Consider the following 16042-nt stretch of genomic DNA (forward strand, 5'->3'; position numbering starts at 1 on the left):
TATCCTCAACCCTGCCTGTCCACACGAAATTAGATTGCCTTTAAAATGATTGCTAAAGCAATAATAATTTCCTATCATCCGCTCCACGCCACCACGAACGGCATACAGAAAGCTTGATATGAGGCATGACTATGCAAGAAAAAATCGCACTTCTTCACGAACTCACGAATAGTCTTCAACCAGTAAGACGCGCCTGGAAACGAGCGGTATCTGAAGTCATCGCGGACTACGGCATTTCGATGTCTCTGGCAAGCGCTGTTGTTCTTGTGTATCGAAATCCACAAGGTTTAAATCAGAAATTATTAGCTGAAGAAATTGGCATCAATCCTGGCGCTTTAGTTCGCCTATTGGATCAGGCTAGCAATGAACAATTGCTAGAACGCCGTGAAGACACTGCCGATCGACGAATCAAAACTCTGCATATCTTGCCCAAGGGAACCGAGATCGCGGTAAGCATAGAGCGAGCTGCCGACGCGTTGCGCCTTGAACTGATGAATGACGTTGATTTGGCAGCGATTGAACAAGCAACTCAAGTATTGCGGTTGTTTGAAAAGCGGGCCAACGAGTTTGTGCTGCAATCTAAGTCAAATAAATGAACATCACGCGTCAACAATGGCTATTTGCCGCCAAAATTTATGCATCGGCCATGCTCGCCTATTTCGTCGCGGTAGAGATTGGATTGACGAACCCTTACTGGTCGATGGTGACGTGCTGTGTGTTAAGCAACCCCTTGTCCGGCGCTGTCCGTGCCCGAGCCACATACCGGTTTGCAGGAACATTATTTGCTGGTCTCTTCTCACTGCTGCTCTCAGCCTGGTTAGCAAGTGAACCTTTCATTTTGATGATCGTCACAGGTCTGGTTGCCTCTACGATCCTTGCTTTGTCTTTTGCCGACCGAACACCAAGAGCTTACAGCCTGCAATTGGCTGGCGTCACCATTTTGTTAGTGCTGGTTGCGTACATCGGTCAGCCAGAACATATGTTTACGATGGTTGTGACAAGAGTTGTCGAAATTTGCATTGGTATATTATCGGTGACCTTCGTTGATACACTGTTTTTTCCGGGAACCACTCAACCAATGCTTCAATCTCGAGTGGATAACTGGGTTCGTGACCTTAAAACATGGCGGAATGATTGCCTCGCAGGCATTGCCGATCATTCGACAGACTCAGACAGGCTGGCAGTTCTCAATGACGTTTCATCACTGTCTCAGTTGGTTTCAACCATCAAGCGTGACCACGCCGTTGATCGACAGACACGCCAAGCCGTCATCGCACTGCAAAGTCAAATCATGAAAATGATTCCGACGATTTCTGCACTGGGTCAGGCCATACACAACTTATCTTCTGAAACACGTGAACGCCTGTTACCAAGTTTGGAAAGCCTGAAAACCAATAACGGAGCATTGGAAGTTCAACCGATTAAGATACCTGGCGAGGTTTATCATCAATCTTCCCCATGGGAAAAACTGGTGCTCAATCGAATTCAGTTATTACTCAACCAGCACATTCAGGACTGGGAATATGTGACTGCGTTTCAACGTCTTATGGAAGGCAAACCCATTCACGGTTTCATGCGCTACGCGGCGATGAAAGCCAAAGCATTTCCGCTCCCGCCAGACACGGGCTTGATGTCACGCATGTTCGTCGGGATATTACTGACGTACTCGTTGCTCAGTGCAGTATGGTATCTGACAGGATGGACTCAAGGCCCAAACTTAGTCTTGCTGGGTGTGGTAGCGATTAGCTTTTTTGGCGCCAGCGATGAACCCGGTATCGCCATCACTCACTTTGGACGTTTTGCATTTATCTCCACCTTTACCGCGTTTATTTTGGGATACCTGTTGTTACCACTGGTAAATAGCCAAACCAGCTTTCTGGTGATCATGGCTGCTTTTATGTTGCCAATGGGAATTTGGGCGTCAGGAAACCCGTTAGCAATGTTGGTTCTGGCATTGAGTCTGAGTAACGTCAACTTCCAAAATCATTACGCACCGTTCGACATTGGCTTCTTTTTGGAAAGCTCTGTAGCAACGTTGACAGGTATATTTGTGGCTTTCGTTGCCGTCGCTTTATGCCGCCGTTGGGGAGCGCAACATGTGCTACAACATCTTTTGAAGCGGGAGCAAAAAGATCAACAGGCACTGACTCACAAGTTTGATGACATCGCTGTCGAAAAGTACGTGGCTCGTTCCTTGGACAGAATGGCTTTACAGGTATCAAGACTAGGCGCAACACTCGGCAAAGACAGTCTCATCCTTCTGACTCAGCTCAGAGCCAGCATCATAACCGCCAAATTGAGACAGTTGATGAGCAGCGAACACTCAATGTCCTCGACGTTGCAACCGATGCTGCAAACGCTCAGCCAGAACCGTAGCAGTCAACCTCCATTGACGGATGAATTGCTCAGACAAATCGATCTCAACATACAGCGTGCGAACCATGAAAACCAATCTACAGTTTTGTATCTATTAACCGGATTGCGAATCGCCCTCTATCCAACAGCACCACACTGGACACCATCTTATGCCTAACGAACTCGATATTTTGGGGATATTCGTTTCACCGTTGCTGATATGCATGGTGCTCGCTTTCTTCCTCAGAATTTTACTCTCCAACTTACTTTTAAAGACGGGTTTCTATCGACTCATCGCGCAAAGGCCCATTTTTGACTCAGCCCTATTTGTCTCTCTTACCGGCTTGGTCTTTCACGTATTTGTGATCATCACAACACCAACAGGTCATTCACTATCATGATTAAAAACAAAGTTGTATCGAGCTTTAAAGTCCTAATGACGACAGGTGCAGTGCTGCTAGCAGGTGTCGTCGTGTGGAATTTGTACAGTTACTATCACTATGCGCCGCAAACTCGAGATGGAAAGATTCGTGCAGATATCGTTCCGCTTGCCACCGATATTTCAGGAAATGTAGAAGCCGTCTACGTTCACGATAATCAGGTCGTTCACAAAGGAACACTGCTGTTTAGCTTGGATAAAAAGCGCCTGAACAATGAAGTTACGCAAGCCAAAGCAATGGTGAAACAAGCCAACGCCACACTTCACGCAGCTGATCGGGAATACAAACGGTATCAGCGATTAAATAACGCCGTCTCGGCGCAGCAACGTGACGATAAACGCGATGCACTAATTTTGGCTCAGGCCAGCGTGGATAAATCTTTAGCAGACCTAGAGCTGGCTGAAATTAACCTGAGCAGAGCCGACATCTACTCGCCGGTTAATGGTGTGATAACGAACTTCTCTCTCAGACCAGGTACATTCGCCTCTGCTGGCGTACCAGTCATGGCACTTGTTGATCAAAATAGTTTTTATGTCTCCGGATATTTTGAAGAGACAAAACTAAGTCGTATACAGAATGGCGCACTCGCCACCATCTTCGTGATGGGCGAAACCAAACCAATATATGGGCATGTTGAAGGGTTATCTGCGGGAATCAACGACAGTGAAAGAACAACAGCTTCAGGAACATTACTGGCAAATGTGAATCCGACATTCAGTTGGATACGCCTTGCTCAGCGCATTCCAGTTCGGATCAAAATAGATACAATTCCAAAAGACTTCACGTTAATTGCAGGACGAACCGTTTCTGTTTCGCTAGAAGAATTTAAATAGTTGAAGGGCTGCGAGTTAGCATAGATGCTATCGCTATCAATGACATTTGACTATTAACGCAACTCTGATTTCTTCTCGATCTTCGAACGTTTAATATGACTTGCTACTTTTCGGGAGCTTTGGCTTGATACCACCAACAACTTCAGTAGGGCTGGCATTACTACACCAAGAGCGGCGTTTACAATCAGGTCAAAACGATAGAAAAAGCCTTCAGGCTGAGCAATAAAGGAAGTGACTTGAGGAGAGTACTCGAGATGAAAGCAGGTATCGAACTCAAGATACGACTCAACGGTCATCACTTGGTTCATCTTGGCACTGACGAACTAGGACGAACTAGAAAAGGTTCTTTACACGGGAGTGTTTGAGCTGACGACGATACATAATGCCTAGCCCGTTTTGTTGTTAAACTACAACAAAAATAGCTTATGCACGCTTATGGTGCCAATTATGTACGCTTTTAGGGGAATTATGCAGGCTTATGGTGCAAACGACAAACGTCAGATGGGTGGAGACCCCCACCAGCCACATCCCGGCACACACGTCGCTCGCTGCGGCTGCTCCCTTCCGGGCCTGACCGGGTTCACGAGTTAGTGTTGCGGGAGGACCAATGGGGGCCTCCATAGATTTGTTATCTCAGCGCAAGGCTTGGCTTGTCGTGAGAACGGGATGGATTATCCATGAACCCAGAAGTCATTGCAAGGTAAAGACAAAGACTCTGTCACTGACTGCTGGATTATTACCCAACGCAGTCCGATTCGGCTCAGGCGTCTTCGACTTCAGCCAGTAGGTATTCTCCCAAAATGGCGCTGCCGAGTACCATCAGCCAGGACACCAGTACCGGATTGGGGACATCAAATTCAGGATCAATGGCCACCGTCGCAAAGGCAACCGCCGGGAGCACCCAGCTCAGCCTGTCAACCCAGCCCTGCGGGTGTTTCAGGTACAGTGTCTGCAATGCCAGAATCAGTCCGATCACACAGAGAACAATCAAGGCAGCAGGTGCCAGATCACTCAGCCATAAAGGCACAGCCAGCAGCAAAGGCCAGCCATAATTTCCTTTCACCGGACGCCAGAATCGTCCGGCACACCAGATCATCCCCACCGCGATGATCTGCAGTAAGGTGAAAGACATCTGACCGCCCAGTTTTCCTTCACTTTGTAAGGCCAGCATCCCGGCGTCCATGGCAATCACGATGGCAAATAATAAAGCGCCCACCTGCCAGTTCGCTTTTGAGGAAAAGCTGACCGAAAACACAGGAAGCATCACCAGAAGACTGACAGACAATGCAAGCGGCTGATACGGCAATGCTGCGCCATACAGTCCGATACCGAACAATAACAGCAACGACGACAAGCCGCCTTGCGGCAACAGCCATAACGCCGGGATAGCAACGGCTAACACCGTCAGGTAATGTTGAGAGAGCCCTAAGGTACTGACCCCGATCACAGTCAGTGCCACGCTCATGATTGAGAGTATAATGGCATTCAGCATTTGCACCTCCTTGCGCAAACGGGCTACAACGGTGCCATGCAACGTTCGCAGGTTGTATCTGTTATTCGTTAATCCTGAAAAAGACCCTGAAATAACTATGGACGACTTTGAAAACCAAATCTACAGCCAGATCGCCCAAATCCCTTTGGGTAAAGTGTCGACCTATGGCGATATCGCCCGCTATGCAGGCTTCCCCGGTTATGCGCGCCATGTCGGCAGGTTATTAGGTCAATTACCGGAAGGCTCAACCCTGCCCTGGTTTCGGGTGATCAACAGTCAGGGAAAAATATCGCAGCAGGGAGAAGATTTCCTGCGTCAGCGTCAATGTCTGATTTCTGACGGCATTGAAGTGTCATCAACGGGACGGGTATCACTCAGACGCTACCGCTGGGATGGCTTTCCGGAGCACTGACCAAGGTTCGGTTACTTTTTCCGCCAGAGAAAAACAAAAAACCCGGCATGTGCGCCGGGCTCTTGAATACTTGTTCTGTTTTACTGACTGACTTTGACCAACATCAGATCCAGCTTGGTGGTTTTAGCCGGGTCTGTAATCACGTGGTTGGCCGTATCTGTGATAAACAGCAATTTGCCATTCAGTTCAATCCGTGCGCTGACCGCATAAGTGTGCGCCGGTTTGACCTCACCTTCCATATACTGAAGGGTGAATGAAAACGGCACCTGCTTTCCGCCGGCAAGATAAGACTGACTGCTGATCACTTCTGCGGGGGCATCCATCAGAGAAACATCAGAGAGTGTGACAGTGATCAGGGCATCATCTGGCAGCGCAATTCGCTCTCGGTAAGCCAGTGAGCCTTCAATTTTGCTGACGCCTGCATCTTTGGTGATCAAATTGGTACATGCCGAAATAACCATTGCTGTAATCAATAACGTTAACAGCGCAAACATCTTTTTCATAGTTGCCCCTCTTATTCCTCCTGCAAGTCGATGATTCTAACGCTTCTGAACCTTTCGTCTTGTGTTTCTGATCAACTGATTGTAAAAATTTGATTAATGATAACATTGTAATTGGAGCGTCAATGAGCAAAGAACTGAACGAACTTCTCAATCTGCTACACTTGGAACAACTTGAACAAGGTTTGTTCCGTGGCCAGAGCCAGCATCTTGGTCTGCCTCAGGTTTACGGTGGCCAAGTGATCGGTCAGTCTTTATCCGCAGCGAAAGAAACGGTTTCGGAACAACGCTTTGTTCATTCGTTCCACAGTTACTTCCTGCTGCCGGGTGATCCTCAAAAACCCATCATTTACGATGTTGAAAACCTCCGCGACGGAAAAAGCTTCAGTACCCGCCGGGTGCAGGCCATTCAGAACGGCCGACCGATCTTTTACCTGACGGCGTCATATCAGGGGCTGGAAGAAGGTTTTAACCATCAGTTCCAGATGCCTGCCGATATACCGCCGCCTGAGTCGCTCAAATCAGAACAGGAACACGTCAAAGCCATCGCTGACCAGCTGCCGGGCAAATTTGTCGAAACCTTTGGCTGCGATCGCCCGATTGAAGTGCGCCCTGTTCATGTCATCAATCCGCTTCATCCTCAGTCACAGGCGGCCAGACAGTACCTTTGGATAAAGGCAAATGGTGAAATGCCGAATGATCCGCGTATTCACCAGTATGTACTGGCTTATGCCTCCGACTGGGGATTTCTGGTGACGGCCCTGCAACCGCACGGCGTCACACTGCTGACACCAAAGATGCAGGTTGCCACCATTGACCACTCCATGTGGTTCCACCGCCCGTTCCGGATGGACGACTGGCTGCTCTATGCCATCGACAGTCCGTCAGCCAGCGGCTCGCGGGGTCTGGTTCGGGGCGAGATTTACAATCGCCAGGGCGAACTGGTCGCAACAGCTGTTCAGGAAGGTTTGATGCGTCAGCGCCACTCACACTAAATAAGTGCCCACTTACGACAAAGCTCCCGAAATCTTTGATATGTCATCATGATTCCGGGAGCCATTTATAGGGAAAGGCTGGTACTTTTTTGTCAGCTTGCCGTCAATATTTTACTGTCTCAGTCGATGTATCTTCCAATTGGTGAAGATGATCACCAGCCTGCTGCAGCTGATACATTTGCCAGTACTGTTTCCGCTCAGAAAGCAGACTGAAATGCGTCCCTCGCTCAATGATTTCGCCATGGTGCAGCACGACAATTTCGTCCGCATCCATGATGGTGGAAAGCCGGTGCGCAATCACCACAATACTCATATTTTTCCGCAGCACCGACAGCGCATGCTGAATTTTCTGTTCGGTCCCCGAATCGATATTGGCGGTGGCTTCATCCAGAATCAGCAGTTTGGGCTTCTCCACCAGCACCCGTGCCAGCGCCAGCAACTGCCGCTGTCCGGCCGACAGATTCACTTCACCGCTGCCAAGCAATGTATCCAGCCCCTGAGTATACTGACGCACCTGACCGGCCAGTCCGACGGTTTCCAGCGCCAGCCAGATCTCTGCATCAGCCACATCCCGCCCCAGACTGATGTTTTCACGCACCGAATCACTCAGCACATGCGGATCCTGCTGCACCATGGCAATCCCCTGCCGCAGCACCGGCTGACTCAGACTCTCCAGCGGTCTGCCATCCAGTTCAACCACACCTTCTGATGTTGGGTAAAAGCCCATCAATAGTGAAGCCAGCGTACTTTTTCCGCTGCCGGTATGACCGACCAGCGCCAGAAACCCCTGATGCGGCAACGCAATATTGATATGGCTGAGCACTTTCTGTTTGCCGTCGTAGCTGAAGCTGAGATTCCGGCAAGCCATCTGACCACTTTCAATCGGCCTGCGATCCTCGCCGTAGCTCTGCTGACGGGCGTCGATCAGGGCAAAAATGCGCTCACTGGCAACCAGCGCCTGCTGCAATAAAGACAGTTGCTGAGTCATCTCGATCAAAGGTTCCGTCACCCGCCCCAGATAACTCAGGAAAGCATAGAGAACACCCACCCCAATCACGGTTGTCCCGCTGAAGCCGAATAAAGCAACCAGCGTGAGCAAAGCGATTCCTGACAGCAGGTCAATCAGGGGCCGCAACAGCAGACTGTTCAGCCTGGTGACTCCGATTTGAGCCTTCAGGTGCTGGTCTGTCAGACTGGCAAAATGCGATTTGAAGCCTTCTTCCTGACGCATCAGCTGCACCAGACTCATGCCCTGAATCGATTCACTCATTGAAGAGTTGATATCCGACAGCAGATCGCGCATCCGCCGGTAAGCCCCGGCACTTTTGCGCTGATACACCACCATGACGCCCACCACAACGGGCAGCAATGCCAGAACCACCAGCGTCAGACGCCAGCTGATGATGGTCATGACAGCCAGCATCACCAGAATCAGGATGATGTTCTTTAGGAACGTCGCGATGACAGAGACATAAAATTCTTTGATTGATTCGGTGTCATTGGTCAGCCGGGAGATCAGTTTGCCGCTTGGGGTATAATCAAACGCCGACAGCGGTTGGTTCATCACGCTGGCAAATAACTGCTTCCGCACTTTCTGCACCACATCAATTGCCAGACGGTTAAAGCGAAGCGCTTGCGCGTACTTGAACACGCCCGCCAGAATCATCAGGGCCAGATAAGCCGCGACCAGCACCGCAACTTCAGTGGCCGGAAATTCATCCCGCGTGATGTTGTTATCGATAAAGTGCTGGATCAGCCATGGGCCGGATACATCAGCCAGAGAAGCAATCAGCAGCAGGCCAATCGCAGCCACCAGGGTACGCTTATCTGCCAGCGCATAGCCCAACAACCGCTTCAGAACTGCATTATTTACGGCCTGTTCCTTCATTGGCCCTCCTCAATCGCTTGTTCCAGTTTCTGGTAACGATACATCTCGGCATACCAGTCTTCATGAGCCAGCAAGCTGGCGTGCGTTCCCCGTTCACTGATTTCACCATGCTGAAGAACAACAATTTGATCCGCCTGCTCCAGGGCAGTCAGCCGGTGAGCAATCACAATCACGGTCTGACGCTGCGGCTGTGAACGCAGATTATGCAGGATGCGGTGCTCTGTTTTGCCGTCCACCGCAGACAGCGCATCATCCAGGACCAGAATTTCAGCATTCAGCAGTAAAGCCCGTGCAATGGCAATCCGCTGTTTCTGACCGCCGGACAAGGTGATCCCTTTCTCGCCAACCAGGGTGTCATACCCCTCCGGGAACAGCATGATATCGTCATCGATACACGCCAGCGCCGCTGCACGGCGGATCTCCGACAGGCTGGCTTCCGGTTTTCCGAGCGCAATGTTCTCTGCAATGGAGCGAGAAAACAGAAACGGGCTCTGGCTCACCACCGCAAAACGGCTTCGCCACGCATCCAGCACCGCCTCACGAATCGTCACCCCGCCATAAGCGATCTGACCCTGGATCAGCTCCTGCTGACGCAGCAACAGCGCCAGCAGTGTCGACTTCCCGCTTCCGACCGGACCGGCCAGCCCCAGCATCTGTCCGGAGGCCAGATGAATGTTGATATCTTTCAGTGCGGGCTCACGCTGTTGCGGCCAGCTGAATGCCTCCACCTCAATTTCCAGCGGCTGTCGCAGCCCCGGCAACGGCGTATAACCGCTGACAATATCCGGCTTTTGATTCAGAATTTCCTGCAGACGTTTCCAGGCCGCAGAACCGCGTTCGAGAATATTGAACAGCCAGGCAATGGCCAGCATCGGCCAGATCATCAATCCCTGATACAGGGTGAAAGCCGTCAGGTCCCCCAGCGTCAATTCACCAATGTGAATCAAATATGCGCCGCCGCCGACACTGAGGAAAAACGACATGCCAATGGTCAGCTGGATCACCGGATCAAACTTGGCATCCACTTTCACCACCTGGTAGTTTTTGTCACCCGCAGCATCGACTACTTTCTCGAACGCTGCCTGCTGGCGCTGCTCCAGACCAAAAGCCCGGATCATACGGACGCCGTTCAGCGACTCCTGCGTCGTGTCTGTCAGCGCAGAAAACGCCGCCTGTGATTCGCCGAATCTGTCGTGTAACTGACTGCCAAAACGGGACACCAGCAGCGCCATGACCGGCATGGGCAGCAAGGCCAGAATAGTCAGCTGCCAGCTCAGTTGTGTGGTCATGATCAGCAACACGGCAAAGCCGGTAATGAGTGAATCCGCCGCGGTTAAGACGCCTTCCCCGGCAGTCATTACCAGCGCATTCACATCGTTGGTCGAACGGGCCATCAGGTCACCGGTTTTATGGCGCTCAAAAAACTGCGGCGCCTGCCGGGTAAAATGATGATACAACTTATCCCGCAGCACGGTTCCCAGCTTCGCAGCACTGCCAAACAACCAAAGCCGCCAGACGATGCGCAGCAGATAAACCGCCGTCCACATGGCGGCCAAACCCATGAGCCACAGCAGCATGGTGTCCAGAGAGATCTGGCCATCCACCACACCATCAACGATCCAGCCCACCGCTCGGGGCGGGATCAGTTCAAAAATCGCAATCACGACAAAGATGGCGATCGCACCGCCATAACGCCGCCATTCCTGCCGGAAATACCACCTGAGTTGCCAAAAAACCTGCATTTTTCCTCCAGCAAAATACGGCACGCTCACACCGGGTGAGCGCTAAAACAGAAAATTATGATGTTCCAGGGGCTGTTGAGAGGGAGAAACTCTGTCACTTCAGGGTGACAATTAAGCAACATATTGGCAAAAAGGCTGCCTGTTTTTCAACTCAAAAATAAGGTGAATCGGGAAAACAGCAGGTGATGCTGCGCATTTTTATCGTCATAAGAAAAGATCTGTTTTCATACAGTACTTTTCTGTTCAGTCTCAGACATTTATAAAGGCAGTGCGGTGGTGTACTTCAGCGGTTCCATGGCAAAAGTTGAAGTCACATTGGTTAAACCCTGAATACTGTTCACCAGTTTTTTATAAAAGGCATCAAACGCCGACATATCTGCCACCTGTACTTTCATCATGTAATCATATTCTCCGGCCATCCGGTAAAACTCCATGACTTCAGGAAACTCGCTCACGGTGACCACAAAGCGGTTATACCATGCCTGAGAATGATCACTGGTTTTGATTTGTACAAAAGCAATAAAAGACAGCCCCAGTTTCAACGGATCCAGCAACGCCACCCGTCGTTTCAGAATCCCGGCTTCTTCCAGCCGTTTCAGTCTTTTCCAGCAAGGCGTCGTGGTCAGATTCACCGCGTCAGCCAGTTCGTTCAAAGACAGACTGGCATCCGTCTGCAGCATGTCCAGCAGTCGTCTGTCAGTTGCATCAATCTCAGCCATAAATTCCCCCGAAAAACTCATCTGGTAGAAAAACTTTCTACAATTAAGGTTAATGACAACAATAATAGCAAAGATTTTTCCATTGGATTCAGTAAACTTTTCATCAATCAGTCAGATATCAAATTCCAAGGGTATGTCATGCGTCATGATCCTCGCTGGGTAAACCAGGCCATCAGAAAAATTGAAGCCGATTTTCAACGTTCGGCAGATACTCACCTTATCAAACTGGATATCCCGGTGCTTGACGGTATCGACATCTATCTGAAGGATGAAAGCACCCACCCGACAGGCAGTCTGAAACACAGACTGGCACGTTCACTGTTTCTGTACAGTCTGTGTAATGGCTGGATTGGTGAAAACACCACCATCATCGAGTCATCCTCCGGCAGTACCGCAGTGTCAGAAGCTTACTTTGCCCGGTTACTCGGCCTGCCTTTTATTGCGGTAGTGCCGCGTCATACGGCGCGTAAAAAAATTGAGCAGATCGAGTTCTATGGTGGTCAGGCACATTTTGTTGATGATCCCTGCCAGATGTATGACGAGTCCCGCCGTCTGGCTGAGAGCCTGAACGGTCATTACATGGATCAGTTCACTTACGCAGAGCGTGCCACCGACTGGCGGGGGAATAACAACATCGCCAACAGCATCTTTGAGCAAATGAAGCTGGAAGAACATCCGGTCCCGGCATGGGTCGTGATGAGCGCCGGCACCGGCGGTACTTCTGCCACCATTGGCCGTTACATCCGTTACCAGCGGCATGAGACACAGCTTTGTGTGGTCGACCCGGAATTCTCTGTGTTTCACGACTACTACCTCACCCGCAACCCGGCCCTGAAAGGTCAGCGCGGCGGCCGGATTGAAGGGATTGGCCGCCCGCGGGTCGAGCCGAGCTTCATCCCGGATGTCGTAGACGAAATGCGCACCATTCCGGATGCAGCCAGCATTGCCACGATTCTCTGGCTGGAAAAACTGCTGGGTCGCAAAGCGGGCGCGTCAACCGGCACCAACTTATACGGTGTTCTTCAGCTGGCAAGTGAAATGAAAGCGCGGGGCGAAACCGGTTCGATCGTGACTTTGCTGTGTGACAGCGGTGAGCGCTATCTGGACACGTACTTCAATCCAGACTGGGTCGAGGCAAACATCGGCGACATTCAGCCATACTTTGATCAGCTGTCGGCTTTCGAGCAGACCGGCATCCTGAGCTGGTCGGAATGGCAGCGACTGCAGCTTGGCATATCCTGACTCTCAGGGTAGGATGTGCCTCCAATCAGTCAATACCAAATCCGGAGCAGCATGATGCGCAAAGCAGTTGTCGTTTTCAGTGGCGGACAGGACTCAACCACCTGTCTGATTCAGGCCATGGCCAGATATGATGAAGTTCACTGCATCACCTTTGACTATGGTCAGCGCCATAAACTGGAAATCGAAATCGCCGAGGCCATCTGCAAAGACCTTGGGGTGACCGCTCACAAAGTCATGGATGTCGGCCTGCTGAATGAGCTGGCGATCAGCTCACTAACCCGGGACAACATCCCGGTCTCGCATGCGTTGCAGGACAACGGTCTGCCGAATTCGTTTGTGCCGGGCCGCAACATTTTGTTCCTGACCTTAGCCGGTATTTATGCATACCAGATCGGCGCAGAAGCGGTGATCACCGGTGTGTGTGAAACCGACTTCTCCGGCTACCCGGACTGCCGCGATGCATTCGTTAAATCGCTGAACCAGTCGCTGGTGCTGGGGATGGATCGTCCGCTGAACATTGAGACGCCGCTGATGTGGCTGAACAAAGCCGAGACCTGGGCGCTGGCCGATCAGCACGGGAAGCTGGATTACATCCGCAACCATACCCTGACCTGCTACAACGGCATCATTGGTGACGGCTGTGGTAACTGCCCGTCATGCGACCTGCGCCGTGAAGGTCTGGAATCTTATCTGAATGACAAAGATGGTGTGATGAAGTCGCTGACCGATAAACAGGCAGAAAACCGGGCTTAATTAAATAATTGCCTGAATCATCACCGCAAACGCCGGCCGCATCATGCGGTCGGCAGCCACAAAACCTGAGTGCTGTTTCACACAGGCTCAACTTTCTCACTCCAGAACGCTTTCTCCGCTCCCATTCTGAACTTGAAAAAGAGCAGCAGCGAATCAGCTCATCCGACAGTGCTCGCACCGAACAGTGATTTGCACGATCCTGATTGTTTCATCTCAACCAATTGATTGAGAAGATGCCTGTGCATCGCATCATGGGCAAAGTTTCCTGAACTGATCCGTTTCACCCCCAAGCCCGCCAACACCTCAAAGCAAGGGAGATCAGGCATTGCCATCACATTCACCGGAAGCGTACTTGCTGCAACAACCGCTTTGATATCGTCAGCCTGCGTAAGGCAGGGCACAAATAAGCCATCAGCACCTGCCCTCTGATAGATTTGGGCGCGCTTGACCGTTTCGGCGCAAGCATGAACTGAGCCCAGTAAAAATGCGTCACAGCGAACATTGAGAAATACCTCCGTCTGGTGTTGTTGCAGGATCGCTTTCACGGCCGACACTATCGCCGCAAATTCCTCCGCCGGAACAAGGGTCCGGTCTGCGTCGACCCGGCTATCTTCAAGATTGATCCCGACCACACCCAATGCCGCTAATTGCTGAATATGATGGGCGATCACTTCCGGATTCCGGCTGAACCCGGCTTCAATATCCACACTGAGGGGAAGCTTGCTGACTGCGGCAATGCGCCGAACCATAAAAACTAACTCAGCAAACGGGATGTGTTCACCATCCTCATAGCCCAGCAAACTGGCGATGGCTGCACTGGAAGTCCCTAACGCCTGATAACCGGCTTGCTGAGCACAACAGGCACTGGCAGCATCCCAAACATTTCCGATGATGAAAGGCGTCGTTCGCTGATGTAACTGTTTAAATTCTTGCATGATGTCTGTCTCCTGACTGGAAAACCACGAATGGGCCGGACTGATCCCTGGAATGCCCATTTTGTTTCCCGGCACGGTTCAACACCAACGATACAAATCGACTTTTAATATAAGAAAAACTTATAATACTGACCCCAAATACAGACGCGACGGCCCTATTTTGCTGAGAAATATCAATTTACTGGTCACTTTTGAATGCGCCGCCAGACACAACAGCTACAGTCTGGCAGCCGATGAACTCTGTATTTCCCAGGCCGCCGTCAGCCAGCAAATGCGACTGCTGGAACAGCATTTAGGATGCCGATTATTTGTCCGGAAAGGCAAAAGAATGCTGCTGAGCCAGCAAGGACTGAGTCTGTTCGAGTGCGCGCAACAGGCTCTGGCCATCATTCGCCAAGGGGTGAACCAAATTCATCAGGAAGATATTGCAGGTGAGCTCACCATCAGCTCAACACAGGCTTTTACCACGCTCTGGTTGATGCCAAGGATGCAACGATTTTCCGAATTGCATCCTGATATCCAGATTCGAGTGGTCTCGTCCGCGGGGTTTGATGATCTCAGGCAAGCACATATTGATCTGGCGATTCGTTTCGGCACTGAAGTGGAAAAACACACACCGGACAACCTGTCCTGTGAGTACTTTGGTGAATCCGCAGTCTACCCGGTTTGTTCTGCGCAACTTGCCCATGATCTGGCTTTCAGTTCCCCCGAAGATCTGCTGTCCACCTGGCTGGTTACCCTGGAACACCCCGGCGCCTACGATTGGCAAAGCTGGTTTGAAAACACCGGTGTGCAGGCCAGTAACCAACACTCCAAGTGGACCCGGGTCAACAGCACCGATATGGCACTGACGGCGGTGTTAAACGGCCATGGCGTCACGCTGGCCGTCCCCTATTTATATCAGAGCCAGCTTGACGCCGGACAGCTGGTGATCCCTTTTCAGTTGCCTCACCCGAGTCCTGTCAGGCGCTATATGGTCTATGACCCGAACTCAGCCAGACTGGCACGATTAAATGTGTTCATGGCGTGGCTGAACACTGAAATGTCGGCGCTTGAACAACCCGGGCCGACTTGAACGGCCCAACCCAATGGTTCTATCGTGCCCTTCCCTAATTTTTGAGCTTACTGAGCAAGTTAGCTTTCACCGCCGGCCACTCACCGGCAATGATCGAATACACCACGGTATCCCTGATTGAGCCATCTTTCATGATCTGATGGTTGCGCAAAATCCCGTCCTGTTTCGCGCCAAGGCGTTCGATCGCGGCCCGGGAAACCTGATTGAAGAAATGAGTTCTGAACTCGACCGCAATGGCATTGGCATCTTCAAACAAATGGCTCAGGAGCAAATACTTACACTCGGTATTCACCGGGGTTCTCTTCACCGAATCCGAATACCAGGTGTATCCGATCATCGCTCTGCGATTCGTTTCATCGACGTTGTAATAGCGCGTGGTTCCGACAATCTCACCGGAAGACTTCAGCCGCATCGCGTATGCAACATCACCGGCCCGGGCCTCAAGCATGGCGCGGTTCACATAATCAGCCATAGCGTCCGCTGTCGGGACACTGGCAAACCACAGCTTCCAGGATTCACCATCTGAAACCGCTTTTTTCAAAGGCCCGATATGTACTTCTTCCAAAGGCTCTAAAATAACCCATTGACCCTCAAGCTTTTCGTTTCTGATCCACATCTTTGGCAACCTCCTCCATGATTCAGCATGATCGATTCAGCGCCT

17 protein-coding genes and 1 other RNA gene are annotated in these 16042 nt (G+C 51.0%); 9 read left to right on the top strand and 9 right to left on the bottom strand.

Annotated features, from left to right (window positions below; translation table 11 throughout):
- Positions 1-131: 131 nt before the first annotated feature.
- From SPK40_RS12890 to SPK40_RS12900, 4 genes are read left to right on the top strand one after another with little or no spacing between them, the layout of a single operon-like run.
- Positions 132-596: a MarR family winged helix-turn-helix transcriptional regulator gene (locus tag SPK40_RS12890; RefSeq protein WP_330960720.1), complete on the top strand. Its 465-nt coding sequence runs from the start codon at positions 132-134 to the stop codon at positions 594-596.
- Complete coding sequence (locus tag SPK40_RS12895) at positions 593-2533, top strand: FUSC family protein (protein WP_330960721.1); 1941 nt, start codon at positions 593-595, stop codon at positions 2531-2533. Before SPK40_RS12890 ends, SPK40_RS12895 begins: the two co-directional genes overlap by 4 nt.
- Positions 2526-2756: a DUF1656 domain-containing protein gene (locus SPK40_RS23000; RefSeq protein WP_442957574.1), complete on the top strand. Its 231-nt coding sequence runs from the start codon at positions 2526-2528 to the stop codon at positions 2754-2756. Before SPK40_RS12895 ends, SPK40_RS23000 begins: the two co-directional genes overlap by 8 nt.
- Positions 2753-3628 (top strand): HlyD family secretion protein, encoded by an 876-nt coding sequence (locus SPK40_RS12900; RefSeq protein ID WP_330960722.1) that lies wholly within the window; start codon positions 2753-2755, stop codon positions 3626-3628. The genes SPK40_RS23000 and SPK40_RS12900 overlap by 4 nt, the downstream gene beginning before the upstream one ends.
- A gap of 53 nt (positions 3629-3681) precedes the next feature.
- Here the strand turns inward: SPK40_RS12900 and SPK40_RS12905 are convergent, their stop codons facing one another.
- The 3 genes from SPK40_RS12905 to SPK40_RS12915 all read right to left on the bottom strand — a co-directional run bounded on the left by SPK40_RS12905 (position 3682) and on the right by SPK40_RS12915 (position 5120).
- Complete coding sequence (locus tag SPK40_RS12905) at positions 3682-3936, bottom strand: hypothetical protein (protein WP_330960723.1); 255 nt, start codon at positions 3934-3936, stop codon at positions 3682-3684.
- A gap of 205 nt (positions 3937-4141) precedes the next feature.
- Positions 4142-4238, bottom strand: an RNA gene (ffs, locus tag SPK40_RS12910) — signal recognition particle sRNA small type.
- A gap of 150 nt (positions 4239-4388) precedes the next feature.
- Positions 4389-5120, bottom strand: a complete 732-nt coding sequence (locus tag SPK40_RS12915; protein ID WP_330960724.1) for a hypothetical protein — start codon at positions 5118-5120, stop codon at positions 4389-4391.
- Positions 5121-5217: 97 nt separating this feature from the next.
- Between SPK40_RS12915 and SPK40_RS12920 the strand changes: the two genes are divergently transcribed.
- On the top strand, positions 5218-5532 hold the full coding sequence (locus SPK40_RS12920; RefSeq protein ID WP_330960725.1) for an MGMT family protein: 315 nt from the start codon (positions 5218-5220) through the stop codon (positions 5530-5532).
- Positions 5533-5612: 80 nt separating this feature from the next.
- Here the strand turns inward: SPK40_RS12920 and SPK40_RS12925 are convergent, their stop codons facing one another.
- Positions 5613-6035, bottom strand: coding sequence for a YbaY family lipoprotein (locus tag SPK40_RS12925; protein WP_248143717.1), 423 nt, complete (start codon positions 6033-6035; stop codon positions 5613-5615).
- 122 nt (positions 6036-6157) lie between these two features.
- Between SPK40_RS12925 and tesB the strand changes: the two genes are divergently transcribed.
- The gene (gene tesB, locus SPK40_RS12930; protein ID WP_248143715.1) at positions 6158-7027 is read left to right on the top strand and encodes an acyl-CoA thioesterase II; all 870 of its coding nucleotides are present in this window, start codon (positions 6158-6160) and stop codon (positions 7025-7027) included.
- 103 nt (positions 7028-7130) lie between these two features.
- On the opposite strand, the gene SPK40_RS12935 is transcribed toward tesB, so the two are convergent.
- The 3 genes from SPK40_RS12935 to SPK40_RS12945 all read right to left on the bottom strand — a co-directional run bounded on the left by SPK40_RS12935 (position 7131) and on the right by SPK40_RS12945 (position 11376).
- Positions 7131-8915 (bottom strand): SmdB family multidrug efflux ABC transporter permease/ATP-binding protein, encoded by a 1785-nt coding sequence (locus SPK40_RS12935; protein ID WP_330960726.1) that lies wholly within the window; start codon positions 8913-8915, stop codon positions 7131-7133.
- A complete protein-coding gene (locus SPK40_RS12940) occupies positions 8912-10657 on the bottom strand; it encodes an ABC transporter transmembrane domain-containing protein (RefSeq protein ID WP_330960727.1) in 1746 nt (581 codons plus the stop codon). The genes SPK40_RS12935 and SPK40_RS12940 overlap by 4 nt, the downstream gene beginning before the upstream one ends.
- 257 nt (positions 10658-10914) lie before the next feature.
- On the bottom strand, positions 10915-11376 hold the full coding sequence (locus tag SPK40_RS12945; RefSeq protein ID WP_248143709.1) for an Lrp/AsnC family transcriptional regulator: 462 nt from the start codon (positions 11374-11376) through the stop codon (positions 10915-10917).
- 138 nt (positions 11377-11514) lie between these two features.
- On the opposite strand from SPK40_RS12945, the gene SPK40_RS12950 reads away from it, so the two are divergent.
- A complete protein-coding gene (locus SPK40_RS12950; RefSeq protein ID WP_330960728.1) occupies positions 11515-12618 on the top strand; it encodes a PLP-dependent cysteine synthase family protein in 1104 nt (367 codons plus the stop codon).
- A 54-nt stretch (positions 12619-12672) separates the two neighbouring features.
- Positions 12673-13371, top strand: coding sequence for a 7-cyano-7-deazaguanine synthase QueC (queC, locus tag SPK40_RS12955; protein ID WP_330960837.1), 699 nt, complete (start codon positions 12673-12675; stop codon positions 13369-13371).
- A gap of 158 nt (positions 13372-13529) precedes the next feature.
- Here the strand turns inward: queC and SPK40_RS12960 are convergent, their stop codons facing one another.
- Positions 13530-14306: an isocitrate lyase/PEP mutase family protein gene (locus SPK40_RS12960; protein WP_330960729.1), complete on the bottom strand. Its 777-nt coding sequence runs from the start codon at positions 14304-14306 to the stop codon at positions 13530-13532.
- Between the two features lie 160 nt (positions 14307-14466).
- Here SPK40_RS12960 and SPK40_RS12965 point away from each other — a divergent pair, with 160 nt between their 5' ends.
- Entirely contained in the window at positions 14467-15381 is a 915-nt protein-coding gene (locus SPK40_RS12965; RefSeq protein ID WP_330960730.1) for a LysR substrate-binding domain-containing protein, read from the top strand.
- Between the two features lie 34 nt (positions 15382-15415).
- Here the strand turns inward: SPK40_RS12965 and SPK40_RS12970 are convergent, their stop codons facing one another.
- Positions 15416-15997: a GNAT family N-acetyltransferase gene (locus SPK40_RS12970; protein ID WP_330960731.1), complete on the bottom strand. Its 582-nt coding sequence runs from the start codon at positions 15995-15997 to the stop codon at positions 15416-15418.
- Positions 15998-16042 lie beyond the last annotated feature (45 nt).

Origin of the sequence: Photobacterium sp. 53610 (genome assembly GCF_036409375.1) — a bacterium.
Classification (GTDB): Bacteria; Pseudomonadota; Gammaproteobacteria; order Enterobacterales; family Vibrionaceae; genus Photobacterium.